Source organism: Pseudomonas lalkuanensis (genome assembly GCF_008807375.1).
Classification (GTDB): Bacteria; Pseudomonadota; Gammaproteobacteria; order Pseudomonadales; family Pseudomonadaceae; genus Metapseudomonas; species Metapseudomonas lalkuanensis.
Genome location: NZ_CP043311.1, coordinates 5,765,591 through 5,789,785 on the forward strand (window position 1 = coordinate 5,765,591; position 24,195 = coordinate 5,789,785).

20 protein-coding genes are annotated in these 24,195 nt (G+C 65.5%); 8 read left to right on the plus strand and 12 right to left on the minus strand.

Translation table 11 applies throughout. The features are described 5' to 3' along the window. Positions 1–74 precede the first annotated feature (74 nt). Positions 75–1,982 (plus strand): beta-ketoacyl synthase, encoded by a 1,908-nt coding sequence (locus FXN65_RS26485; protein WP_151138101.1) that lies wholly within the window; start codon positions 75–77, stop codon positions 1,980–1,982. Between the two features lie 108 nt (positions 1,983–2,090). Here the strand turns inward: FXN65_RS26485 and cysQ are convergent, their stop codons facing one another. Continuing rightward, positions 2,091–2,912 (minus strand): 3'(2'),5'-bisphosphate nucleotidase CysQ, encoded by an 822-nt coding sequence (cysQ, locus tag FXN65_RS26490; protein ID WP_151138104.1) that lies wholly within the window; start codon positions 2,910–2,912, stop codon positions 2,091–2,093. Then, positions 2,909–3,475, minus strand: coding sequence for an ADP compounds hydrolase NudE (gene nudE / locus FXN65_RS26495; protein WP_151138106.1), 567 nt, complete (start codon positions 3,473–3,475; stop codon positions 2,909–2,911). Before nudE ends, cysQ begins: the two co-directional genes overlap by 4 nt. Before the next feature lie 129 nt (positions 3,476–3,604). Here nudE and yrfG point away from each other — a divergent pair, with 129 nt between their 5' ends. From yrfG to FXN65_RS26525, 6 genes are all read left to right on the plus strand, one after another. Further along, positions 3,605–4,267, plus strand: a complete 663-nt coding sequence (yrfG, locus tag FXN65_RS26500) for a GMP/IMP nucleotidase (protein ID WP_151138109.1) — start codon at positions 3,605–3,607, stop codon at positions 4,265–4,267. Positions 4,268–4,288: 21 nt separating this feature from the next. Further along, the gene (locus FXN65_RS26505) at positions 4,289–5,185 is read left to right on the plus strand and encodes a LysR family transcriptional regulator (RefSeq protein ID WP_151138112.1); all 897 of its coding nucleotides are present in this window, start codon (positions 4,289–4,291) and stop codon (positions 5,183–5,185) included. Positions 5,186–5,280: 95 nt separating this feature from the next. Beyond that, a complete protein-coding gene (gene fdhD / locus FXN65_RS26510; RefSeq protein WP_151138114.1) occupies positions 5,281–6,126 on the plus strand; it encodes a formate dehydrogenase accessory sulfurtransferase FdhD in 846 nt (281 codons plus the stop codon). Further along, positions 6,123–8,444 carry an FdhF/YdeP family oxidoreductase gene (locus FXN65_RS26515; RefSeq protein ID WP_151138117.1) on the plus strand — a complete coding sequence of 774 codons (2,322 nt, stop codon included), beginning with the start codon at positions 6,123–6,125 and terminating at the stop codon, positions 8,442–8,444. The genes fdhD and FXN65_RS26515 overlap by 4 nt, the downstream gene beginning before the upstream one ends. Before the next feature lie 397 nt (positions 8,445–8,841). Continuing rightward, complete coding sequence (locus tag FXN65_RS28375) at positions 8,842–9,324, plus strand: hypothetical protein (RefSeq protein WP_151138120.1); 483 nt, start codon at positions 8,842–8,844, stop codon at positions 9,322–9,324. Between the two features lie 169 nt (positions 9,325–9,493). Further along, positions 9,494–9,892, plus strand: a complete 399-nt coding sequence (locus FXN65_RS26525; RefSeq protein ID WP_151138123.1) for a glycine zipper domain-containing protein — start codon at positions 9,494–9,496, stop codon at positions 9,890–9,892. 57 nt (positions 9,893–9,949) lie between these two features. Here FXN65_RS26525 and sstT read toward each other — a convergent pair whose 3' ends face one another. From sstT to FXN65_RS26550, 5 genes are all read right to left on the minus strand, one after another. Beyond that, positions 9,950–11,197 (minus strand): serine/threonine transporter SstT, encoded by a 1,248-nt coding sequence (gene sstT, locus FXN65_RS26530; RefSeq protein WP_151138126.1) that lies wholly within the window; start codon positions 11,195–11,197, stop codon positions 9,950–9,952. Positions 11,198–11,496: 299 nt separating this feature from the next. Continuing rightward, the gene (locus FXN65_RS26535; protein ID WP_151138129.1) at positions 11,497–11,934 is read right to left on the minus strand and encodes an acyl-CoA thioesterase; all 438 of its coding nucleotides are present in this window, start codon (positions 11,932–11,934) and stop codon (positions 11,497–11,499) included. Positions 11,935–11,968: 34 nt separating this feature from the next. After that, on the minus strand, positions 11,969–13,132 hold the full coding sequence (locus tag FXN65_RS26540; protein WP_151138132.1) for an iron-containing alcohol dehydrogenase: 1,164 nt from the start codon (positions 13,130–13,132) through the stop codon (positions 11,969–11,971). Positions 13,133–13,195: 63 nt separating this feature from the next. Continuing rightward, on the minus strand, positions 13,196–14,986 hold the full coding sequence (locus FXN65_RS26545; RefSeq protein WP_151138135.1) for an acyl-CoA dehydrogenase C-terminal domain-containing protein: 1,791 nt from the start codon (positions 14,984–14,986) through the stop codon (positions 13,196–13,198). A gap of 1 nt (position 14,987) precedes the next feature. Then, the gene (locus FXN65_RS26550) at positions 14,988–16,172 is read right to left on the minus strand and encodes a 3-hydroxyacyl-CoA dehydrogenase (RefSeq protein ID WP_244620781.1); all 1,185 of its coding nucleotides are present in this window, start codon (positions 16,170–16,172) and stop codon (positions 14,988–14,990) included. Between the two features lie 262 nt (positions 16,173–16,434). On the opposite strand from FXN65_RS26550, the gene FXN65_RS26555 reads away from it, so the two are divergent. Further along, a complete protein-coding gene (locus tag FXN65_RS26555; RefSeq protein ID WP_151138140.1) occupies positions 16,435–17,334 on the plus strand; it encodes a LysR family transcriptional regulator in 900 nt (299 codons plus the stop codon). Between the two features lie 129 nt (positions 17,335–17,463). Here FXN65_RS26555 and FXN65_RS26560 read toward each other — a convergent pair whose 3' ends face one another. The 5 genes from FXN65_RS26560 to FXN65_RS26580 all read right to left on the minus strand — a co-directional run bounded on the left by FXN65_RS26560 (position 17,464) and on the right by FXN65_RS26580 (position 24,125). Beyond that, a complete protein-coding gene (locus FXN65_RS26560; protein WP_151138143.1) occupies positions 17,464–18,066 on the minus strand; it encodes a nitroreductase family protein in 603 nt (200 codons plus the stop codon). A 659-nt stretch (positions 18,067–18,725) separates the two neighbouring features. Beyond that, on the minus strand, positions 18,726–20,666 hold the full coding sequence (locus FXN65_RS26565; RefSeq protein ID WP_151138146.1) for a RecQ family ATP-dependent DNA helicase: 1,941 nt from the start codon (positions 20,664–20,666) through the stop codon (positions 18,726–18,728). Between the two features lie 268 nt (positions 20,667–20,934). Beyond that, a complete protein-coding gene (locus FXN65_RS26570; RefSeq protein ID WP_151138148.1) occupies positions 20,935–22,479 on the minus strand; it encodes a phosphoenolpyruvate carboxykinase in 1,545 nt (514 codons plus the stop codon). 194 nt (positions 22,480–22,673) lie between these two features. Beyond that, positions 22,674–23,561 (minus strand): Hsp33 family molecular chaperone HslO, encoded by an 888-nt coding sequence (gene hslO, locus FXN65_RS26575; RefSeq protein ID WP_151138150.1) that lies wholly within the window; start codon positions 23,559–23,561, stop codon positions 22,674–22,676. A 153-nt stretch (positions 23,562–23,714) separates the two neighbouring features. Continuing rightward, positions 23,715–24,125 (minus strand): RNA-binding S4 domain-containing protein, encoded by a 411-nt coding sequence (locus FXN65_RS26580; protein ID WP_151138153.1) that lies wholly within the window; start codon positions 24,123–24,125, stop codon positions 23,715–23,717. Between the last annotated feature and the right edge of the window lie 70 nt (positions 24,126–24,195).

A 24,195-nucleotide genomic window follows, 5' to 3' on the forward strand; every position in this document is an offset into this window, starting at 1 on the left:
GCCCCGACACGCGGCGCCCCGTGGGCAAGCCATCCCGCCGGCATGAGATGGTCTTTTTGAGGAGTTTCCCAGAGATGTCCCGACTTCCAGTGATTGTGGGTTTTGGCGGCTACAACGCGGCTGGGCGAAGCTCGTTCCACCACGGCTTCCGCCGCATCGTGATCGAGACCCTGGACGCCCAGGCCCGCCAGGAAACCCTGGCCGGCCTCGCTGTGATGACGAAACTGGTATCGGTGACCGATGGCCAGTACCTGGATGCCGACGGCAAGGTCCTGACCTTGGCCGAGATCGAGATGCGCTACTCCGCTGAAATCCTCGATGCCACCCTGGTGCGTCGCATCGGCAAGCAGCATCTGGATGTGGACGCCGCCCACTGGCAGAAGAACCTCAGCGTTTCGGCCGCAGACGGCGAGGCGCTCAGCTTCATCACTTCGCGCAAGCAACTCCCCGAACCGCTGCCGGCCAACTGGGAAGTGGAAACCCTGGACAACGGTGAAGTGCGCGTGACCCTGAAGGGCGCCTGCGACTTCAAGGTGGACAGCTACCGCGAGCTGCCGGTGAAGTCCGCCGGCCAGTTGCCCACCGGTTTCGAGCCGGGCGAGCTGTACAACTCCCGCTTCCACCCGCGCGGCCTGCAGATGTCGGTGGTCGCGGCTACCGACGCCATCCGTTCCATCGGCCTGCCGTGGAAAGACATCGTCGACCGCGTGCAGCCCGACGAAATTGCCGTGTTCTCCGGCAGCATCATGAGCCAGCTGGACGAGAACGGTTTCGGCGGCATGATGCAGTCGCGCCTGAAGGGCGGCCGCGTCACCGCCAAGCAGTGCCCGCTGGGCCTGAACACCATGCCCGCCGACTTCATCAACGCCTACGTGCTAGGCAGTGTCGGCACCACCGGCAGCGTCACCGGCGCCTGCGCCACCTTCCTCTACAACCTGCAGAAGGGCATCGAGCTCATCACCTCCGGCCGCGCCCGCGTGGCCCTGATCGGCAACGCGGAAGCGCCGATCAACCAGGAATGCATCGACGGCTACGGCGCCATGGGCGCCCTGGCTACCGAGGAAGGCCTGCGCCAGCTCGGCGGCCGCGAAGACGTCGACTTCCGTCGCGCCAGCCGCCCCTTCGGCGAAAACTGTGGCTTCACCCTGGCCGAGTCCAGCCAGTACGTGGTGCTGATGGACGACGCGCTGGCCCTGGAACTGGGTGCCGATATCCATGGTGCGGTGACCGATGTGTTCATCAACGCCGACGGCTTCAAGAAATCCATCTCCGCCCCCGGCCCGGGCAACTACCTGACCCTGGCCAAGGCCGTGGCCTCCGCTGCCCAATTGATCGGCGCGGACGGCGTGCGCGAGCGCAGCTTCGTCCATGCCCACGGCTCCAGCACCCCGGCCAACCGCGTTACCGAATCCGAACTGCTGGACCGCGTTGCCGCTGCTTTCGGCATCGAGCAATGGCCCGTCGCAGCGGTCAAGGCCTATGTCGGTCACTCCCTGGCAACCGCCAGCGGCGACCAGGTGATCGCGGCCCTGGGCACTTTCAAGTACGGCATCCTGCCGGGTATCAAGACCATCGACCGAGTGGCCGACGACGTCCACCGCGAGCACCTGTCCATCGAAACCCGCGACCGGGTCCTGGGCGATCGCCAGCTGGACGTCTGCTTCATCAACTCCAAGGGCTTCGGCGGCAACAACGCCACAGGTGTGGTCATCTCCCCGCGCCAGGCCGAGAAGATGCTGAAGAAGCGCTACGGCGAGGCCGCCTTCGCCGCCTACTGCGCCAAGCGCGAAAAGACCCGCGCCAATGCCGAGGAGTACGATCGCCGCGCCCGCCAGGGTGAGCTCGACATCATCTACAACTTCGGCAACGACCTGATCGACGAGCAGCAGATCGAGCTGAGCCCCGAAGGCATCCAGGTGCCCGGCTTCGCCCAGACGCTGCGCTACAAGAAGGACGAGCGCTTCGCCGATATGCTGGATTGAGGTGTTTTCCCCTGTGGGAGCGATTTCAATCGCGAATGAATTCGCTCCCACAGGAAAACCACCCATGAAAAAGGGCCCCTTTGGGGCCCTTTGTCGTTTCCGGCGTTCTCAGTCCAGCGCGCGCGCCAGCTGGATCAGTTCCGCGCGCCATTCTGCAGCCACCGGCAGCGCCAGGAAGGAAGGATTGAGGAAGCCCTCGCGTGCCTCATAGGCCAGCGGCTTGCCGGCAAGGTCGAGGACTTCGCCGCCAGCGCCTTCAAGCACGCCCTGGGCAGCAGCCGTGTCCCACTGGGACGTCGGCGCCAGGCGCGGATAGCAATCGGCGGAACCCTCGGCCAACAGGCAGAACTTCAGCGAGCTGCCGATACTGGCCAGCTGCAGATCACCAAAACGCTCGGCCAGCCAGGCCAGCAGACGCTCCTGGGCCGGGCTCGAATGGCGCTTGCTGGCGACCACGGTGAAAGCCTCGTCCGGCGCGACACGCACGCTGACTTCAAAGGGTTCCTCATCGACATCCTGGCACCAGGCGCCCATACCGGCGCCGCCGTAGTAGCAACGCCCGGTCACCGGCATGCCGACCACGCCGAACACCACCCGGCCACCTTCCACCAGCGCCACGTTGACGGTGAACTCGTCGCTGCCGGAGATGAATTCCTTGGTGCCATCCAGCGGGTCCACCAGCCACCAGCGCTGCCAGGCGGCGCGTTCGGCCAGGGGAATGTTCGCCGCCTCTTCGGACAGGACCGGAATGCCACCGTCCAGCGCGGCCAGGCCGGCATCCAGCACTTTGTGGGCGGCCAGGTCTGCGGCGGTGACAGGAGAAGCGTCATCCTTCTCGGTCACGGCCAGGTCGCCACCCCAGAACGGCAGGATGGCCTCGCCGGCCTGGCGCACCAGGTCGATGACGGCAGGAAGCAGAGGATGGGTCACGATTGGTACTCCCCACGTTGGGTCAGCAGGTCCCGGGTCAGATAGAGCGCAGCCAGGGCACGCCCTTCGCTGAATTGCTGGTGCTGGGCGAGGCTGGACAGCTCGCGCAGGCTGATGCGGTCGACCCGCAGCGGTTCCGGCTCATCGCCGGGAAGGCTTTCTTCATAGAGGTCGCGGGCCAGGACCACTTGGATCTTCTGGCTCATGTACCCCGGAGACAGGGACAGCTCGGTGAGGTGCTCCAGTTGGCGCGCACCAAACCCGGCTTCTTCCTTGAGCTCGCGGTTGGCGGCGGCGAGCACGTCCTCGCCCGGTTCGATCAGGCCCTTGGGCAGGGACAGCTGGTAGTCGTCGGTACCGGCGCAGTACTCCTCCACCAGGAGCACGTGCTCGGCATCGGCCATGGCCACCACCATCACGGCGCCGTAGCCGGAACCCTTGCCCACCAGGCGTTCGTAAGTGCGCTCGACGCCATTGGCGAAGCGCAACTGCAGCTCTTCGACACGGAACAGACGGCTGCTCGCGACGATTTCGCGAGCGAGCACCGTGGGCTTCTGACGCATAACGGACTCCTTGGCATGACCGGCGGGTTATCATACCCCGCCTTTGCGCTTTGTCCGTGCTGGAGATTGCACGCCAGCGACGGTCAGCGACGCAATGACGACAGCCCACCGCAACCACCGATGCCGACCATGCAGCAACTGCCCTGGAACGAGATCGACACCGTCCTGCTCGACATGGACGGCACCTTGCTCGACCTGCACTTCGACAACCACTTCTGGCTGGAGTACCTGCCGCAGCGCTATGCCGAACACCACGGCATCAGCCGCGAACTGGCCGAGGCCGAACTGCTGCCGCTGTTCCGCGACAATGCCGGCCAGTTGAACTGGTACTGCACGGACTTCTGGAGCCGCGAACTGCGCCTGTCGATCCGCGACCTCAAGCGCGAGGTGGCGCACCTGATCGCCCTGCGGCCGGATGCCGACCTGTTTCTCGCCGCCCTGCGCCGCGCGGGCAAGCGCGTGGCGCTGATCACCAACGCCCACCGCGACTCGTTGTCACTGAAGATGGAACGGGTGCACCTGGCGCCCTGGTTCGACCGCCTGATCAGCTCCCACGATTATGGCTATCCCAAGGAAGACCAGCAGTTCTGGGAAGCCCTGCAGGAGGACTTCGGCTTCGACGCGGCGCGCAGCCTGTTCATCGATGACAGCCTGCCGATCCTGCGCAGCGCACAACGCTATGGCATTGCACAGCTGCTGGCCGTACGCGAGCCGGACAGCCGCAAGGGCCCGAAGGACACCGAGGAATTCACCGCGGTGGAGAGCTATCGCACCCTGATCGAGGGGCTCTGACCTTTCCGCAGAGGAACCGGCATGGACATCAAGCAACTCAAGTTCCTCATCGCACTGGAGGAAACCCGCCACTTCGGGCAAGCCGCCGCGCGCTGCCATGTCACCCAGCCGACGCTTTCCATGCGCCTGCGCAGCCTGGAAGAAGAGCTGGGCCTGGAACTGGTGGTTCGCGGCCAGCGCTTCGAAGGTTTCACCGACGCCGGCCTGCGCGTGCTGGCCTGGGCGCGCAGCCTGCTGGCGGCGCACGACGGTCTCTACGCCGAGGCGGCTGCTTGCCGCGGCCAACTGGTCGGCACCCTGCGCCTGGGCGTGGTGCCACTCGCCGGCTTCGACCCCATGCGCCTGGTAGAGGCCTTTTCCGGCCCGCACCCGAGCCTGCGCTTCCAGTTGTTCTCGATGAGCTCCGAACAGATCCTCGAAGGCCTGGCGCGCAACCAGCTGGACCTGGGCCTGTCCTATCTCGACCGCCTGGATCGCGAGCATTTCGAAAGCCTGGAGCTGGCGCAGACGCGAATGGGCCTGCTGCACGACCGCCGCCACTTCAGCTTCGATGTGCCAGCCCTGCCCTGGGAACGCCTGGTGGACCTGCCCCTGGGGCTGCTCTCCGGCGGCATGCACTTCCGTCAGTCCATCGACCATGGCTTCCGCAGCCGCGGCCTGTCGCCCCAGCCCCGCCTGGAAACCGATGCCGTGCACCAGCTGCTGCAGGCCGTCAGTGCCGGCCTGTGCTGCGCCATCATGCCGCTGGACAGCGGCCTCGACGACTTCACCGAGCACCTGGCGCTGACGCCCATAGAGGACGCCCGCACCCTGGCGCCGCTGGGCCTGATCCTGCGCCGTGGCGCGCCCCGCTCGGCGCTCGCCGATGCCTGCTTCTCCGAAGCCCGGGCCTTGCTGGAACCTGGCCGCTGCTCTTGATAAACGCGCTCGATCAGTGAATCGGGAATAGCGATTAGACGCCCTTGCCAGAGGGGCCTAGGATGGCTGAGTCAAACCGTCGCAGAGGCAGAACCATGCCGAGCCCAGACGCCAAGCGCCATCTCACTGCTGTGGATAACCCGACCGAACCGACCGGCTATCAGTACGCCGAGCTGGACGGCGAAGCGCGTGTGGAAGATGCCGCCCTGGCTGAAGAGTGCGCCCTGGCCATTTCCTACAACGGCATCAGCTATGCCGTCATGATGGTTTCCCCCAGCGCCCTGGAAGACTTCGTTGCCGGCTTCAGCCTGACCAGCGCGGTGGTGCAATCCATCGACGACATCTATGACATCCAGATCGAAGGCGAAGGCATCGCCCTGCACGCCGAAGTGGATATCGGCAATCGCGCCTTCTGGTCGCTCAAGGAGCAGCGCCGCAACCTGGCCGGCACCACCGGCTGCGGCCTCTGTGGCGTGGAAGCACTGGAACAGGCGTTGCCCGAACTGCGCTCCCTGGACCCAGCGCCCCTGCCGCCCGCCAAGCACTTCGTGGACCTGCGCCAGCGCATCAACGAGGCCCAGGAACTGGCCCGGCGCAGCGGCGCCTTGCACGCCGCGCTGTTCGTCGATGCCGATGGCACGCTGCGCCTGTGCCGCGAAGACATCGGCCGTCACAATGCCCTGGACAAGCTGATCGGCGCCCTGCTGCGACAAGGTCTGGACCCACGCGCCGGTTTCGCCGTGGTCACCAGCCGCTGCAGCCTGGAACTCATCCACAAGGCGGTACGCGCGGGCCTGTCCACCCTGGTCAGCCTGTCCGCGCCCACCACCCTGACCGTGGAATGGGCCCGCCGGCACCACCTCAACCTCATCCATTTGCCCCATCACAGCGCCCCCCGGGTCTACAGCCCGGCGCCGCAAGCGAAAGCCGACATCGAATGAGCCTGCAACCCGTAAACCCCCGCTACAAACCCTACAAGGGCGCGGCGGCCGGTTGGGGTGCGCTGAAAAGCGTTACCCGCTTCTGGCTGGACAGCAAACAGCCGTTCAAGAACCTCCGCGCCCTGCTCAAGACCAACCAGAACGGCGGCTTCGACTGCCCCGGATGCGCCTGGGGCGACTCCCCCGAGGATGGTCGCGTCAAGTTCTGCGAGAACGGCGCCAAGGCGGTCAACTGGGAAGCCACCAAGCGCCGGGTGGATGCCGCCTTCTTCGCCCGCTACAGCGTCAGCCAGCTGCGCGAGCAGAGCGACTACTGGCTCGAATACCAGGGCCGCCTGACCCAGCCCATGCGTTACGACCGCCAGACCGACCACTACGTGCCGGTCAGCTGGGAGCACGCCTTCGCCCTGGTGGCCCGCCACCTGCGCAACCTGGAAAGCCCGCACCAGGCCGAGTTCTACACCTCCGGCCGCGCCAGCAATGAGGCGGCGTACCTGTACCAACTGTTCGTCCGCGCCTTCGGCACCAACAATTTCCCCGACTGCTCGAACATGTGCCACGAGGCCAGCGGCGTGGCCCTCATCCAGAGCGTCGGCGTGGGCAAGGGCAGCGTGACCTTCCACGATTTCGAGCATGCCGACGCCATCTTCGTATTCGGGCAGAACCCCGGCACCAACCACCCGCGCATGCTCGAACCGCTGCGCGAAGCGGTGAAGCGCGGCGCCCAGGTGGTCTGCTACAACCCGCTCAAGGAGCGCGGCCTGGAGCGTTTCCAGCACCCGCAGCACGCCCTGGAAATGCTCAGCAACGGCTCGCGCCCGCTGAACACGGCCTTCTTCCGCCCGGCCCTGGGTGGCGACATGGCCGCCATCCGCGGCATCGCCAAGTTCCTGCTGCAGTGGGAGCGTGAGGCCCAGGCGAACGGCGAGGCGCCGGTGTTCGACCACGCGTTCATCGCCGAGCACACCACTGGCGTGGACGCCTACCTGGCTGAGGTAGACGCCACGCCCTGGACGCAGATCGAGCAGCAGTCGGGCCTGGCCCTGGAGGAAATCGAGACCTCCGCACGCATCTACCGCGATGCCGGGAATGTGATCATCTGCTGGGCGATGGGCATCACCCAGCACCGCCATTCGGTGCCGACCATCCAGGAAATCGTCAACCTGCAACTGTTGCGCGGCAACGTCGGCCGCCCCGGCGCTGGCCTCTGCCCGGTGCGCGGTCACAGCAACGTCCAGGGCGACCGCACCATGGGCATCAACGACCGCCCACCGGCGGCGCTGCTGGATGCGCTGGAAAGGCGCTTCGGTTTCAAGGTGCCGCGGGAGAATGGCCACAACACGGTGGAAGCGATCAACGCCATGCGGGGTGGCGAGGCCAAGGTCTTCATCGGCCTTGGCGGCAACTTCGCCCAGGCCACCCCGGATAGCCATCGCACCCACGCCGCGTTGCGGAACTGCGAGCTGACGGTGCAGATCAGCACCAAGCTCAATCGCAGCCACCTCACGGTTGGCCAGGAGGCGCTGATCCTGCCGTGCCTGGGCCGTACCGACATCGATCGCCAGCTCGAAGGGCCCCAGGCGGTGACGGTGGAAGACTCCTTCAGCATGATCCACGCGTCCTATGGTCAGCTGGAGCCCTCTTCCAGCGAAATGCGCTCGGAGCCGGCCATCGTCGCCGGTATTGCCAAGGCCACCCTGGGCAACCACCCAGTGGACTGGGACGCGCTGATCGCCAACTACGACCGTATCCGCGACCTGATCGCCGACACCATTCCCGGCTTCGAGGACTTCAACCGTCGCGTGCGGCATCCGGGGGGGTTCTACCTGGGCAACGCCGCCAACGTCCGGCGGTGGAGCACGCAAAGCGGCCGCGCCAACTTCGCGGCCAATCCGCTACCGGCCGACCTGCTCCACGAGAAGGTCCGCAGCACTGGCGAGACGCCGCACCTGATCCTCCAGACGCTGCGCTCCCACGACCAGTACAACACCACCATCTACGGCCTGGATGATCGCTATCGCGGCGTACGCGGGCAGCGCGAAGTGGTCTTCGCCAATGAGGCCGACATCCGCCGCCTGGGCTTCGAACCGGGGCAGAAGGTGGACATGGTCACGCTCTGGGACGATGGCGTGGAGCGACGGGTCTCCGGCTTCAGCCTGCTGGCCTTCGACGTCCCCGCGGGCCAGGCCGCCGCCTACTACCCGGAAACCAACCCGCTGGTTCCGCTGGAAAGCTACGGCGATGGCAGCTACACCCCCACGTCCAAGTTCGTGGCCATCCGCCTCGAAGCCTCCCGCGATAACGGCCGCATCCTCTGACGTGGCCGCCCCCCGGGCCGGCGTCGGCCAGCCCGGGGCGCGACAAAGCCTGCACACAATGGCACGACTGAAATCATTCTTTAATTGAGCCAAGAGAAGTTTGTTTCGCGAACTTGTATTCGCCAGAAACAATTTGAAATACGGATTCGATGCCTATATAAAGTCACGACGGAACTTTATAGTTTCTTGGCAATTCGCCAGCATCGGAAGAGGCTGAAAGGCTTGAAAAAAGCGGGTAGGAACAGGTGTCTGACAGCCCTGAGCCAAAAAAGTTCTGCCAAATAAACAGATAATTAAAAAAATAGGAAAAGTTGCTACTTTTCGTCGCCAGATACTTGCTTAAGAAAATTCCTACAGTAAATATCGCCTCACCAAAACCACTGAGGCGATCCTCACCATGAAGTACACCTCGATCCTTCTTCTGTCTCTTGGCCTGGCCAGCGGCAGCGCCTTTGCAGGCGGCAATACCGATGCCGGTATTGGCGGCGCGCTGGGTGGGGTCCTGGGTTCTGTTGTCGGCAACGCTGTTGGCGGCAGCACTGGCGCAGCAATTGGCGCCGGCGTAGGTGGTGCCGCGGGCGGTGCAGTAGCAGCCCCGAAACGTAACCGTACCGAAGCCGCCATCGGCGGTGGCCTGGGCGCGGCGGGTGGCCAAGTTGTCGGCCGGCAAATGGGCGGCACCACTGGCGGCCTGATCGGTGCAGCGCTCGGCGGTGGCGCCGGCGGCGCCCTCGGCAACGAGTTCGGTGACCGCAACCGCTACGACGATGACGACTACGATGATGACCATCGCCACTATCGTCGTGCCTACCGCGACCACCCTGGCCGTGGACACGCCTGGGGCCATCGCAAGCACAAGCACCGCCACTGGGACGATTGATCAACGCACCCACGAAAAAGCCCGCTTCAAGCGGGCTTTTTCCAGACATGAGGCCTGGTCGAACGACAGCCGGCCCTTTCCCGCCCCCATAATCTGACCTGCGTCATGGCCCCCCCTGGACAAGCCGAGGGACCATGGACATCCCCCTTTGCAATGGAGACAAAGCACGATGCGTAAAGCAGTAACCGCCCTCGCCCTCAGCCTGCTGGCCACTCAGGCCGTAGTGGCTGGCGAAACCACCAACAATGCCATCGGCGGCGGCCTCGGCGGCGCCCTGGGCAACGTCGTCGGCAACGCCGTCGGCGGCAGCACCGGCGCAGCCATTGGCGCCGGCCTGGGTGGTGCAGCGGGTAGCGCCATGACCGCCAGGAGCGGCAAGAAGACCGAAGCCGCCATCGGCGGTGGTCTGGGTGCCGCCGGCGGTTCGGTAGCCGGTCGCGCACTGGGCGGCTCCACCGGTTCCGCCATCGGCGCGGGCCTGGGTGGCGCAGCGGGTGGCGCCATCGCCACCGAGCTGACCAAGGACGATCACGACGGCCATGGCAAGCACCGCAAGCATCGCCACTGATCGCTGCACCCATGAAAAAGCCCGGCATATGCCGGGCTTTTTCGTTGCGCGCGGGAATCAGCCGATCTGCTGTTCGGCGCGCGCCTCATCCACATCGCCGCTGGCCATGCAGGCGGCCGCGGTAAAGAGAACGTCAGTGGACGAGTTGAGCGCGGTTTCGGCGGCGTCCTGAAGGATACCGATGATGAAACCGACGGCGACCACCTGCATCGCCACTTCGCTGGGAATGCCGAACAGGCTGCAGGCCAGAGGGATCAGCAGCAGGGAACCACCGGCCACGCCGGAAGCGCCACAGGCACAGATGGACGCCACCACGCTGAGCAGGATGGCGGTGGGAATGTCCACGGCGATGCCCAGGGTCTTCACCGCCGCCAGGGTCAGCACGGTGATAGTGATAGCCGCGCCAGCCATGTTGATGGTGGCACCCAGGGGAATGGAGATCGAGTAGGTGTCCTCGTGCAGGCCGAGCTTTTCCGACAGCTGCAGGTTCACCGGGATGTTGGCGGCGGAGCTGCGGGTGAAGAAGGCGGTGATGCCGCTTTCACGCAGGCAGGTCAGCACCAGCGGATAGGGATTGCGGCGAATCTTCCAGAACACGATCAGCGGGTTCACCACGAGGGCCACGAAGAGCATGCAGCCCAGCAGCACCGCCAGCAGGTGCGCGTAGTCGACCAGCACGCCGACGCCGTTCTCCGCGAGGGTCGAGGCCACCAGGCCGAAGATGCCCAGCGGGGCGAAGCTGATCACCACACGGACGATCAGCGACACGCCATGGGACAGGTCGCTGAACACGGCACGGGTGGTCTCGCTGCCCTGGCGGATGGCGATACCCAGGCCAACCGCCCAGACCAGGATGCCGATGAAATTGGCTTCCATCAGCGCGGTCACCGGGTTGGCTACCGCGCTGCTCAGCAGGCCCAGCAGGACCTCGGAGATGTTGCCGGGCGGAGCGAGGTCATTGGCGCTGGTAGTCAGGGCAATGGTCGACGGGAAAACGCTGGAAGCCAGCACCGCCACTACCGCTGCGGCGAATGTGCCGATCAGGTAGAGGAACAGGATCGGCTTGATATGGGTGCGCTCACCCGGCTTGTGGTTGGCGATGGCGGCGATCACCAGGACGAACACCAGCACAGGCGCCACGGCCTTCAGGGCCATGACGAAGAGTTTGCCGAGCAGGCCGACGGCGCTGGCGTACGAAGGGGCGATCAGGGCGAGGGCGATGCCGGCGATCAGGCCGATGATGATCCGGGTCACCAGGCTGGTGCCTTTCAAGCGTTGCAGGATGGAGCCGTTTGCATGAGTCATGGCAGGTACCGCTGAACGTCGGGCCGCACGACGAGCCGGCCCGGGGTGGACATTGAACCCCGATGACGCCCCGTCCTGGCTGTTCCAGATCAGGCGGAAAAGTAAAAGCCGGGCCGCGCGGTTCAGTACCTCGCAGCCGGGTGGGTCATTCGGGTTTGGCGCGCATTGTGCGGATTCACGCCGACAATGGATAGAGCGGGTGGACGCACGGGGCTTCGGATGTCGCTATTTCAGTTGTTTCGGGCCCAATGGATGAAAGTTGTCCGCATCGATGAACAGCCTGTAGGACGGGATGTGCGTCAGCTCTCAACCACCAGCTCCGCCAACGCCGCGCGCAGGCTTTCCGGAATCGGCACCGGCCGGTTGCTGTCGCGGTCGACGAAGACGTGGACGAAGCGTCCGGCGGCGCAGGCTTCATCCTCGCCCTGCTTGAAGATCGCCAGCTCGTACTGCACCGAGCTGTTGCCCAGCTTGCCGACGCGCAGGCCGACCTCGATGCGGTCGGGGAAGGCGATGGAGGCGAAGTAGTCGCAGGACGAACTCACCACGAAGCCCACGACGCCACCTTCGTGGATGTCCAGCCCACCCCGCTCGATCAGGTAGGTGTTAACCGCGCTGTCGAAGTAGCCGTAATAGACCACGTTGTTCACATGGCCGTAGATGTCGTTGTCGTGCCAGCGCGTGGTGATGGGCTGGAAGTGGCGGTAGTCACCGCGCAGGTGCCGGGGTTGGCTCATGGAAGTCCTTGTATTCGGTTCGGGCGTCGGCGGATCAGAAGGCAGCCTGGTAGATGGCCAGGGCCTGCGCTTCGCTGACCTCGCGCGGATTATTCACCAGCAGGCGCTGTTGCAACATGGCATCGCTGGCCAGGCGCGGCAGCATCCCCTCGGGCACACCGGCATCACGCAAGCGGGTGGGCAACCCACTGCGTTCGCTGAACGCGGCAAGTTCGAGGATCAACTGGTCGGTGAGCTCCGCCGCGCTGCCCGGCTTGAGCCTGCTGCCAAGCACCAGCGGCGCCAGCTCCGCGTAGAGAGGTGCTGCCACTTCGGCGTTGAAGCGGAGCACGTGGGGCAGCACCAGGGCGTTGGACAGGCCATGGGGAATATGGAAGTGCCCACCCAGCGGATAAGCCAGTGCATGCACGGCCGCTACCGGGGCATTGGCGAACGCCTGCCCGGCGAGGCATGCGCCCAGCAGCATGGCCTGGCGCGCTTCGCGGTTGCGGCCGTCCCGGACCACGGCGTCGAGGTTGCCGGCCAGCAGGCGCAGGGCCTCGCGGGCCAGCAGGTCGGACAGCGGATTCTTCTTCAGTTTGCTGGTGTAGGACTCGATGGCGTGGACCATGGCGTCGATCCCGGTGGCCGCAGTGACCGCCGCCGGCAGCCCAAGGGTCAGGTCGGCGTCGAGCAAGGCGAGGTCCGGCAGCAGCAGCGGCGAAACCACGCCCATCTTGGTGGTTTCGCCAGTGGTAACGATGGCGATGGGCGTCACCTCGGAGCCGGTACCGGCGGTGGTCGGCACCTGCAGCAGCGGAAGTCGCTGGCCGCGCGCGTTGCCCACACCGTAGATGTCAGCCAGCCCCTGCTGGCAGTCCGGGTGCGCCAGCAGCGCCACCAGCTTGGCCACGTCCATCGAGCTGCCGCCGCCGAAGCCCACCACCATCTGGGCGCCAAGGACCTTGCCCAGCTCCACGGCCTCCAGCACCACCGCCTCGGGCGGATCGGCCTGGACCTGGTCGTAGACCGCAACGCTGATGCCCTCGAGGGCAAACCCGAGGAGGATGTCATCCAGCAGCCCGAGCCGGGTGATGCCCGGGTCGGTGACCACCAGCACGCGGTGGGCGCCGCGCTCACGGCAGAGTTCGGCCAGGCGCGCGGCCGAGCCGGATTCGCAGAGGATCTGCGCGGTAGTGGCAAAGCTGAAGGGCTGCATCGGGGCGTCCTCCGTTGTCGTTGTGGAGGCGCACCGCATCACGCGGTGCGCCGGTTCGCCTGGTCAGAAGGCGAAGTGCGCCTCGGGCAGCGCCATCAGGCAATCGGCGCCGCCCAGCAGGGCCTCGCGGTGACTGCTGGCTCGCGGCAGCACGCGACGCAGGTAGAAGCGCGCGCTGTGCAGCTTGGCCTGATAGAAGTCCACCTCCGGGCTGCCCGCTTCCAGGGCGTCCTGGGCGCGCGCCGCCGCCTGCAACCAGAAGCCCGCCAATAGGACATAGGCCGAGTACTGCAGGAAGTCCACCGAGGCGGCACCGATTTCCTCCGGGTTTTCCCGCACCCGGTCCAGCAGGGTCGCGGTGAGGCCACGCCACTCCTGCAGGCGCGCCAGCACAGCACCGGCCAGCTCGGCCAGTTCGGTGCGCGCAGCCTGGGCATCGGCCAGGGCGGAGAACTCGTCCTGCAGGGCGGCCAGTTCGGCACCGCCGTCGCCCATCAGCTTGCGGCGGATAAGGTCCAGCGCCTGGATGCCGTTGGTGCCTTCGTAAATCTGAGTGATGCGGCTGTCGCGCATCAGCTGCTCCATGCCCCACTCGCGGATGAACCCGTGGCCGCCGTAGACCTGCACACCGAGGCTGGCCACTTCCTGGCCCATGTCGGTGAGGAAGGCCTTGACGATGGGGATCAGCAGCGCCGCGCGACGGCTGGCGGCCTTGCGCTGGGCCGCATCCGGATGGCCGTGCTCCAGGTCCAGCTGGCACGCGCAATAGGCGGCCAGCATGCGGCTGCCTTCCACCAGGGTCTTCTGGGTCAGCAGCATCCGCCGCACATCGGGATGATGGATGATCGGGTCCGCCGGCTTTTCCGGCGCCGCCGGCCCTCCGAGGGCGCGGGACTGCAGGCGTTCGCGGGCATAGGCCAGGGCGCCCTGGAAAGCCTGTTCGCCGATGCCGAGCCCTTGCAGGCCGACCTGGAAGCGCGCGTCGTTCATCATGGTGAACATGCAGGCGAGGCCCTGGTTGGCTTCACCGATCAGCCAGCCGGTGGCGCCGTCGAAGTTCATCACGCAGGTGGCGGCGCCCTTGATGCCCATCTTGTGTTCGATGGCACCGCACGACACGGCGTTCTTCGTTCCCGGGCTTCCATCGGGGTTGGCGATGAACTTGGGCACCAGCAGCAGGCTGATGCCCTTCACCCCGGCCGGGGCATCCGGCAGTCGCGCCAGCACCAGGTGGACGATGTTCTCGGAAAGGTCCTGCTCGCCGCCACTGATGAAGATCTTGCTGCCACTGACCTTGAAGCTGCCGTCGGCCTGGGGCTCGGCACGGGTGCGCAGCAGGGCCAGGTCGGTACCCGCCTGGGGTTCGGTGAGGCACATGGTGCCGGCCCAGTGGCCGCTGACCAGCTTCTCCAGATAGGCCTGCCTGAGGGCATCGCTGCCGTGCTTGTGGAGCGCCAGCACCGCACCCTCGGTCAGGCCCGAGTAGACGCGGAAGGACAGGCTGGCGCCCATCAGCATCTCGTGGAAATTGCACGCGACCATCTGCGGGAAGCCCTGGCCGCCAAATTCCTGCGGACCGGTCATGCTGGCCCAGCCGTTGTCACAGTACTGCCGATAGGCCTCGCGAAAGCCCTTGGGCGTGGTCACCGCGCCCTGCTCCAGGGTCACGCCTTCTTCGTCGCTGTTGCGGTTCAGCGGCGAGACCACTTCGGCGGCATAGCGCGCGCCCTCTTCCAGCACACCGTCGATCAGTTCGCGGTCCAGGCCGTTGGCCAGCACCTCGCAGTGGGCGGAAACGTCGAAGAGTTCGTGGAGCACGAAGCGCATGTCGCGCAGGGGTGCCTTGTAAGCCATGTCAGGCCTCCTGTTGGAAATCGGCGAAGGGGCGGCCGGACTCGGCCAGGCGACGGATCAGTGCGGCCGGCTGCCAGTGGCTGCCGAAGCGCTCGGCCAGGGCTTCCAGGCGCGCGCGGATGGCCGGCAGCCCCTGGCTGTCGGCCCAGGCCATCGGCCCACCCGTGTCGGCCGGGAAGCCGTAGCCATTGAGGTAAACGGTGTCGATATCGGCGCTGGAGGCCGCGATGCCCTCTTCGAGGATCTTCGCCCCTTCGTTGACCAGGGCCAGCAGGCAACGCTCGAGGATTTCTTCAGGGCCGATGTCGCGACGCGCGAAGCCAAGCTGTTCGGACACCTGCAGCACCAGGGCATCCACTTCCGGGTCGTGCTCGGCCTGGCGACTGCCTTCGGCGTAGCGGTAGTAGCCCAGGCGCGATTTCTGGCCGAAGCGGCCAAGCCCGCAGAGGCGGTTGTCCACCTGCACCGCCGGGTCGTCCTGGCCCTTGCCCGCCAGCTCACGGGCGCGCCATTCCAGGTCGATACCCACCACGTCGTACATGCGGAAGGGGCCCATGGCGAAGCCGAAGCCCTGCAGCGCACTGTCCACCTGATGAGGGAACGCGCCCTCCAGCAGCAGCATGCGCGCCTCACGCACGTAGGTATGGAGCATGCGATTGCCGATGAAGCCCTTGCAGTTGCCGGCCACCACGCAGACCTTGCCCATGCGCCGTCCCAGCTCCAGGGTGGCATCCAGCACCACTTGCGCCGTGAGTGCGCCACGGACGATCTCCAGCAGCTTCATGATGTGCGCCGGGCTGAAGAAATGCAGGCCGAGGACCTGCTCCGGGCGCCCGGTCACGGCGGCGATCGCGTCGATATCCAGCGCGGAGGTGTTGCTGGCGAGGATGGCCGTCGGCTTCAGACGGGCATCCAACTCGCGGAAGATCGATTGCTTGAGTTCGAGGTTCTCGAAGACCGCCTCGATCGCCAGGTCGACATCGGCCAGCTCATCGTAGCCACCCACCGGCTGAATACGGGCAACGCGCTCGGCGGCCTGGGCCTCGCTGATCCGGCCCTGGCGCACGTTGTGGGCATAGGTCTCGGCGACCACGCCCTGCGCCTGCTCGAGCATCTGCGGGTTGTTGTCCAGCCAGCGGACCTCAAGGCCGGCACTGGCCAGGCTCATGACGATGCCGCGGCCCATGGTGCCCGCACCGATCACGGCGGCACGCTGGATGTTGAATGCGCTAGGGCTCACTGAGATGTCCTCTTGTTCCAGTAGGCGATAACCGACGCGGCCCTTCGCAGGAGCCAGCTTGCTGGCGAATGTGCTGCCGCGTTCGCGAGCAAGCTCGCTCCTACGAACCTCGGCCAATCAGCGCCGCGTGATCACGAGATCGCCAATCACCTTAAGGAAACCGGTACTATTTTTGAAATTTAGTCTTGTGATAAATGGCATTCCTACGGTGAATACCTCCAATTTCGACCTCAACCTCCTGCGGGTACTGGACGCCCTGCTGCGCGAGCGCAACGTCTCCCGCGCAGCGGAGCGCCTGGCACTCAGCCAGCCGGCGGTGAGCAACGCACTCAACCGCCTGCGCGAGCTGCTCGGTGACCCATTGCTGGTGCGCGTGGGGCGGGCGATGCAACCGACACCCCGGGCGCTGGCCCTGGAAACACCGATCCGCGCGGCGCTCAAGCAGATCGAGCAGAGCCTGGTGATCGGTGAAGGCTTCGACCCGACACGCAGCCGCCAGCGCTTCACCATCGCCGTGACGGACTACGTGGAACTGATCTGCATGCCACGGCTGCTGCAGCAGTTGGCCGAAGAGGCGCCGGGGGTGAAGATCGCCATCCGCCACCTCTCTCCGAGCCTGCCCGCCGCCGCGCTGGATCACGGCGAACTGGACCTGGTGCTGGGCCGCTTCGAAAGCATTCCCTCGCGCTTCGCCAGCCGCCGCTGGATGAGCGAAACGCTGCGCCTGGTGGCCCGCCGCGACCATCCGCAGTTGCAGGAGGCACCGGACCTGTCCGGTTTTCTCAGGCTACGTCACCTCTGGGTACACGGAGGCCAGACCAAAGGCATGGTCGATCAATGGCTGGGGGAGCAAGGGCTGGCGCGGGACATCGTCTACACCACGCCCAACTACCTGCAGGCGGCCCATATCGTCGCCAGCACCGACCTCAGCGTGGTACTGCCGACCCGCCTGGCCCATCACTTCGCCAGCCTGCTGCCCTTGCAGGTGCATCCCCTGCCCTTCGCCGTCGGCCCCTTCCACCTCGATCTGGTGAGCGTGGCCCAGCGCGAAGAGGATGAAGCCCTGCAATGGCTGATCGAGCATTTGATGGCCATAGGCCGGATATGAGCGAGGTGAGTAGGGTGGGCTTCAGCCCACCGGGATGATGGTATCGCTCCGCTCCACCCATCCTGCGGAGGAACCTGTGGGCGCGAATTCGTTCGCGATTGAAATCGCTCCCACAGGCAGCGGGAAAAGTCAGAACTGGTCGCGGATCACCGCCTCGTCGAAGGCCAGCTTGCCGATGCGCGGCCGGGCCGGCGCGGTCTGCTTGCCGACGGCGACCATCAGGCCGATGGCGTGGTTCTCCGGCAGGCGGATCAGGTCGGCCACAGCGTCGAAATCGAAGCCATCCATGGGGCAGCTGTCCAGGCCCTTGCCACGCGCAGCGAGCATCAGGGTCTGGGCCACCAGGCCACAGCTGCGCATCACTTCATCACGCTGCACCTGCGGCTTGCCGCGGTAGTAGGTGTCGATGGCGCCTGCCATGAACTCCTGCACCGGCTGCGGGGCTTCGGCCCAGACACGGGCGGAATCCTGCTCCCAGGCATCGAGGCGGGCGCAGATGATCACCAGCATCGCGGCCTCGGTCACCTGCGCCTGGTCCCAGGCCACATCGCGAATGCGCTGGCGCAGGGCCGGGTCGCTGACTTCCACCAGGCGCACGTGCTGCAGGTTGAAGGCGGTGGGTGCGAGCAGGGCCAGCTCCAGCAGGGCGTCCTTGTCCTCGCGGCTCATGCTGTAGCGGGTGTCGTAGTTCTTGATGGCCCGGCGGCTGCGGATGGCGTCGTCAATGTGCATGCAGGAATCCTTGGGAGAGGCGAGATTGAAAGTAGCGCCATCCTAAGCAGCCGGGAGGTCGGCTTCCAACACTGATTAACGATTCAATCGATCAAAAAATCCGTTTGGCCCGACCTTCCGAGGGGCTGGTTTTTCCTGTAGGGGCGAACTCATTCGCCAAGGACCGCGAAGCGGTCCTTCGGCATCCAGGGGCAGGCCTTTCAGGCTTCCGCGCCGGCCTAACACAACCCTCACCCCCGGCCCCTCTCCCAGAGGACGAGGAGTGACTCGCGCCGGTGCGGCTATAGCAATCCTGAAACCCATACGGGCCTGATACCGGGCAGAAGCGTTGGAGCAGCGACTGCGCCCCTTCGGGAGGCCGGGCGGAATCGTTGTAAAACGCAGCGGAGCGAAGTAACAGCCGAAGGGCGAGCGCAGCGAGTCAGGGGAACGAGCGGCATGGATATCGCGAGAGGCGAGCACCCGGCGCAACGATGGAGCGAGGGGCGTTTGGCGAAGCCAAACCTGGATGCAGGGGCAAGCCTTTGGGTTCCTTTTTGTGGGCGGCATTCCGACGTTTGAAAAAGGGACTCGCCTGGGAAGGCGGAACCAGAAACGTCCGCAGAACTCGGCAAGCAGCCTGACTCATGACGTTACAGACAGAGCCAATTCATTCGCCCCTACAAGCCCAGCTGTTGGCTTACCCATGCACGCACCTCGGCGTAGGGATAGGCCTCCAATGCAGCGAAACCAGGCAGGCTGCGCGCCCTGAGCCGGGTGAAGAGTGGTGCGCTGATGCCACAGAGCAGGCGGGTCAGGCATTCGGCGCTGGGCGGCTCGCCGCGCGATTCCAGGTAGCGCTGGCTGAAGCCGCCACACAGGGTGCCGAAGCTCCGCTGCGCCAGGGGCGCCAATGCTGGCGGCGCCGGCAGGCGCGCCACGCGGCCCTGGCATACCGAGCAGTGGCCGCAGCGTTCGGGCACCTCGTGGTCGCCGAAATAGCGGGCAAGCCGCGCACTGAGGCAGCTATCGCTGGAGAACAGCTGCAGCATCGCCTGGATGCGTGCGATTTCGCTGTCTTCCTGCTGGCGGAAGTAACGATGCAGTTCGACGGCAAGGGCTTCCGGCTCGAAGTCGGGTTTCTGCAAGGCGTAGACCTCGGTCATCTGCTTGCTTTCCAACTCGATCCAGCCCCGTTCCTGGAAGTAATCCAGGGCCTTCACCACGCGGCCGCGCTCGGCGTTGTACTCGCGATAGAGACGGTCGAAATCCACGGTGCACCAGGTGCGAGCGCGGGTGGAGGTGCGCAGCATGGCGTCGACGAACTGGCGACGCTCACCGTCGAACTGCTCCACCAGGGCTTCAGGCGCCAGCAGGTGCTTGAAACGGTACTCGGCGAAGTAGGCGTAGAGCGGTGCGATGATGCCGCGCAGCTCCAGCTGCACCAGCAAGGTCTTGAGGGGCAGCTGGCGGATGTTGCTCTGGTCGGAGAGCGCGCCGAGCATCAGCTCCCAGCGGTCCCCACCCTGCCCTGCCGCCTTCAGCTCCGCCAGCACCAGGCGGATGCCGGACAGCTCCGGCGTATCGCCATAGACGAAGTTTTCCAGCACGTTGAGGCTGTCGCGGTTGGCCAGCACCAGGCAGTCCGAGGGCTGGCCGTCGCGCCCCGCGCGGCCGATTTCCTGGCTGTAGTTTTCCACCGACTTGGGCAGGTCGTAATGCACCACCTGGCGGATGTCGCTCTTGTCGATGCCCATGCCGAAGGCAATGGTGGCGACCATCACATTCACCTCGCCGGCCATGAACCGGCGCTGCAGCGCCTCACGCTCCTCATGGGCCATCCCGGCGTGATAGGCGCTGGCGGCGACGCCGCGCTCGGTCAGCCAGGCGGCCACGTCTTCGGCGGTTTTCTGCAGGGTGACGTAGACGATGGCCGGCTGCCCGGCGCGATCGCCCAGCCAGCTCGCCAACCGGTCCAGCTTGCCCGCACCGGCCACCGGCTCCACCAGCAGGTTGAGGTTGGGGCGGTAGAAGCCGGTGGTGATGACATCGGCATCGGCGATGGCGAACTTGCGCTGCATGTCGGCGATCACCGTCGGCGTCGCCGTGGCGGTCAGCAGCAGCACCTGAGGGATGCCAAACTGGCGCTGGTACTCGGGAAGCTTGAGATAGTCGGGGCGGAAGTTGTGCCCCCACTCGGAAATGCAGTGGGCCTCGTCCACCACCAGCAGCGAGATCGGCACCTGCTGGATGAATCCGCGAAAGCGCTCGTTCTTCAGGCGCTCGACGGAAATCATCAGGATCTTCAGCTCACCAGCGCGCGCCCGCGCCATGACTTCGGCAGCCTCTTCGCGGCTCTGCGCCGAGTCGATGCTGGCCGCGGCGATGCCGTGACGGGCGAGGAAGGCCAGTTGGTCCTGCATCAGCGCCAGCAGCGGCGACACCACCAGGGTCAGGTGCGGCAGGTGCAGGGCCGGCAACTGGTAGCACAACGACTTGCCGGAACCGGTGGGAAAGATGGCGGCGGTCGAGCGGCCCGCCAGCACGGCGGAAATGGCGGCTTCCTGGCCGGGACGGAAATGGTCGTAACCGAACACCCTGGCGAGGCTGGTTGCGGGCATGGGGATCACTCCTTTGATGGGGCATTGATCATGGACCCGAAGCACACCGCCTCGGTGCGCCAAATGGGCGGGACGAATCCGGAACTCCGGTGCGAATGGTACGGCTCGGTGCGGTCGTAGGGGGGGTCACGCTTCATCGACCCGCCATCGAGGCCAGGCCGGGCGCCGACGGTGGATGTAAACAGCGACATCCACCCCAAGTGCTTCGACGCGTCGGCCAATAAAAAAGCCGCCCGGAGGCGGCTTCTTCGCAAGGACGCGGTGCGGCTTAGAGCTGCGGGCCGGCGTTCTTGATGGCGTCGGAAACGTCGAACTTCTTGAAGTTCTCGATGAACTGCGCGGCCAGGGCCTTGGCAGCTTCGTCGTAGGCAGCCTTGTCAGCCCAGGTGTTGCGCGGGTTGAGCAGGTTGGTGTCGACGCCCGGAACGGCCTTCGGCACGTCCAGGTTGATGGTGTCCAGGTGCTCGGTCTCGGCACCGATCAGGGCACCGCTCTGGATGGCAGCGATCACACCGCGGGTAGTCGGGATGTTGAAGCGCTTGCCAACGCCGTAGCCACCGCCGGTCCAGCCGGTGTTGACCAGGTAGACCTTGGAGCCGAAGCCCTGGATACGCTTGATCAGCAGCTCAGCGTACTCGCCAGCCGGACGCGGGAAGAACGGCGCGCCGAAGCAGGTGGAGAAAGTGGACTTGATGCCGCCGCCGGAACCCATTTCGGTGGAACCGACCAGCGCGGTGTAGCCGGACAGGAAGTGGTAGGCAGCCTGCTCGTTGTTCAGGATGGAAACGGGCGGCAGCACGCCGGTCAGGTCGCAGGTCAGGAAGATCACTGCGTTCGGCTCGCCGGCACGGTTGGCCTCGACGCGCTTCTCCACCAGGTGCAGCGGGTAGGCGGCACGGGTGTTCTGGGTCAGGCTGTCATCGCTGTAGTCGGGTACGCGGGTTTCCGGGTTCAGCACCACGTTTTCCAGCACGGCACCGAACTGGATGGCTTTCCAGATCACCGGCTCGTTCTTCTCGGACAGGTCGATGCACTTGGCGTAGCAGCCGCCTTCGACGTTGAACACGGTGCCCACGCCCCAGCCGTGCTCGTCGTCACCGATCAGGTAACGGCTCGGGTCGGCGGACAGGGTGGTCTTGCCGGTGCCGGACAGGCCGAAGAACAGGGTGGTGTCGCCTTCTTCGCCAACGTTGGCGGCGCAGTGCATCGGCAGCACGTCTTTTTCCGGCAGCAGGAAGTTCTGCACGGAGAACATGGCCTTCTTCATTTCACCGGCGTAGCGCATGCCGGCGATCAGGACTTTCTTGGCGGCGAAGTTGAGGATCACGCAACCATCGGAGTTGGTGCCGTCACGCTCCGGCTCGCAGACGAAGTTCGGTGCGTTGAGGATCTGCCACTCCTGGCGGGACTGCGGGTTGTACTGTTCCGGATTGATGAACAGGCAACGGCCGAACAGGTTGTGCCAGGCGGTCTCGGTGGTCATCTTGACGGCCAGGTAGTGCTCGGGATCGGCGCCAACGTGCACGTGGGAGACGAAACGCTCACGTTCGGTCACATAAGCTTCAACGCGCGCCCAAAGTGCATCGAATTTGTCCGCCGGGAAGGGACGGTTGATGTTGCCCCAGGCGATCTTGGCGTCGGTGCTCGGTTCTTGAACGATGAAACGATCTGCCGGAGAACGGCCGGTGCGGTGACCGGTTTTCACTACCAACGAACCGTTGGCGGCCAGTTCACCCTCGCCACGGCGGATGGCCTCTTCGACCAGTTGCGCGGCGCTGATATCGGTGTACACGGCGTTATTGGCTTGCGTCATGTGGTTCCCCGTCGGCGAAAAGCCGAGTCCTCCAAACGATTTGTAGTGGGTACTGCGACCCCCTACAGCGAAAAAAGTGCGCGCGATTATGCCAGAAAAGCCCGCTTTGGGTAGAAACCTCCTGTCAGCCGGGCATATTCCTGACCGATAATCGCACCCCGGTCACGCAGCGACCCGATGGGCACACTACATATTCAGTGGCGCGTCTCCGACGGCGCGGCGCTCCCGCCACCGGCGAACAACTGGGCGATGTCCGCCGCGTCGAACGAATAGCGCTGATTGCAGAACTGGCAATCAATCACCACGGTGCCACCGCTTTCCAGCAGCAGGGCTTGGGCATCGTCCTTGCCCAGGCTGACCAGCGCGTTGGCCGAGCGCTGACGCGAGCAGCTGCAGCGGAAATGGATGATCTGCGGATCGAACAGGCGTACCGCTTCTTCATGATAGAGGCGGTGCAGCACGGTTTCGTTGTCCAGGCCGAGCAGTTCCTCGGCGGTCAGGGTGTCGGCCAGGGTGGTCAGGTGCTGCCAGTTGGCCTCGCGGGACTCAGGGTCCTTCAGGCGGTCCGCCGGCAGGGCCTGGAGCAGCATGCCACGGGCATTGCGGCCATCAGCGTTGAGCCAGAAGCGGGTGGGCAACTGCTGGGAATTGTCGAAGTAGCTGGACAGGCACTCGGCCAGGGTGGCGCCCTCGAGGGCGACGATGCCCTGGTAGCGCTGGCCCTGCTTCGGGTCCACGGTCAGGGTCAGCGAACCTTCGGGCATCAGTTCGCGCAGGCCGGCGGCGGGGGTGACCTGGCTGGCGTGGTAACGGGCGATGCCACGCACTTCGCGGTCGCTGGAACATTCCACCATCAGCAATGGAACCGCGCCGGAGGAGCGCGCCTGCAACACCAGCAGGCCGTCGAACTTCAGGGTGCCGACCAGCAGGGACGCGGCGGCGAGCATTTCACCGAGCAGTTGGGCAACCGGCTCCGGATAGGGATGCTTGGCCAGGACGTGGGCGTAGCTTTCGCCGAGGGAGACCAGTTCGCCGCGCACATCGGTGTCGTCGAACAGAAAACGTTGGGTGAAATCGGACATGCCGGACTCGCTGCATTTGGGCCAATTTGGCCGAAAGGCTGGCGATTTTATGCGCAAATCCGCCGGCTGACCAAGGGCCGGTTGTCTATCGCCGGTGCGGGTGTTTTCTATCGATGGAAAACCCGGCCGCAGTGGCCGGTCTTCGCTGTGACCCTATTCGTGGCCGCCGCGCAGGAAATGAATCTGCCGCCGCTGTTTCTTGGTCGGCCGGCCATCGGTCTGGATGCCCAGGGCGCCGGCCTTGCGCATGGCGGCCGCCTCTTCACGCTTGGCCAGGCTCTCGGCAGTTTCCTCGTAGAGAGTCTGCGCCTCGGGGGCACCGCGACGCACCACGGAAAGCGCGCGGACGACGACAGTGCGTTCATCGAAACCGGTGCGGATCACATATTCGTCCCCGACCCGGGGCTCCCTGGACGGCTTGCAGCGCTCGCCGTGATGGTGGACCTTGCCACCCTCGATGGCTTCCTTGGCCAGGGCGCGGGTCTTGTAGAAGCGCGCGGCCCACAGCCACTTGTCGAGGCGAACCTTGTCGTCGTCTTTGTCGTCTTTCTCTTTCGCACGCATGACTCGTTTCCATCCTGCACGGGCTGCCCCATTCGCCAGCCCGGTCTAAGCTCAGCCAGGGCCAGATGCA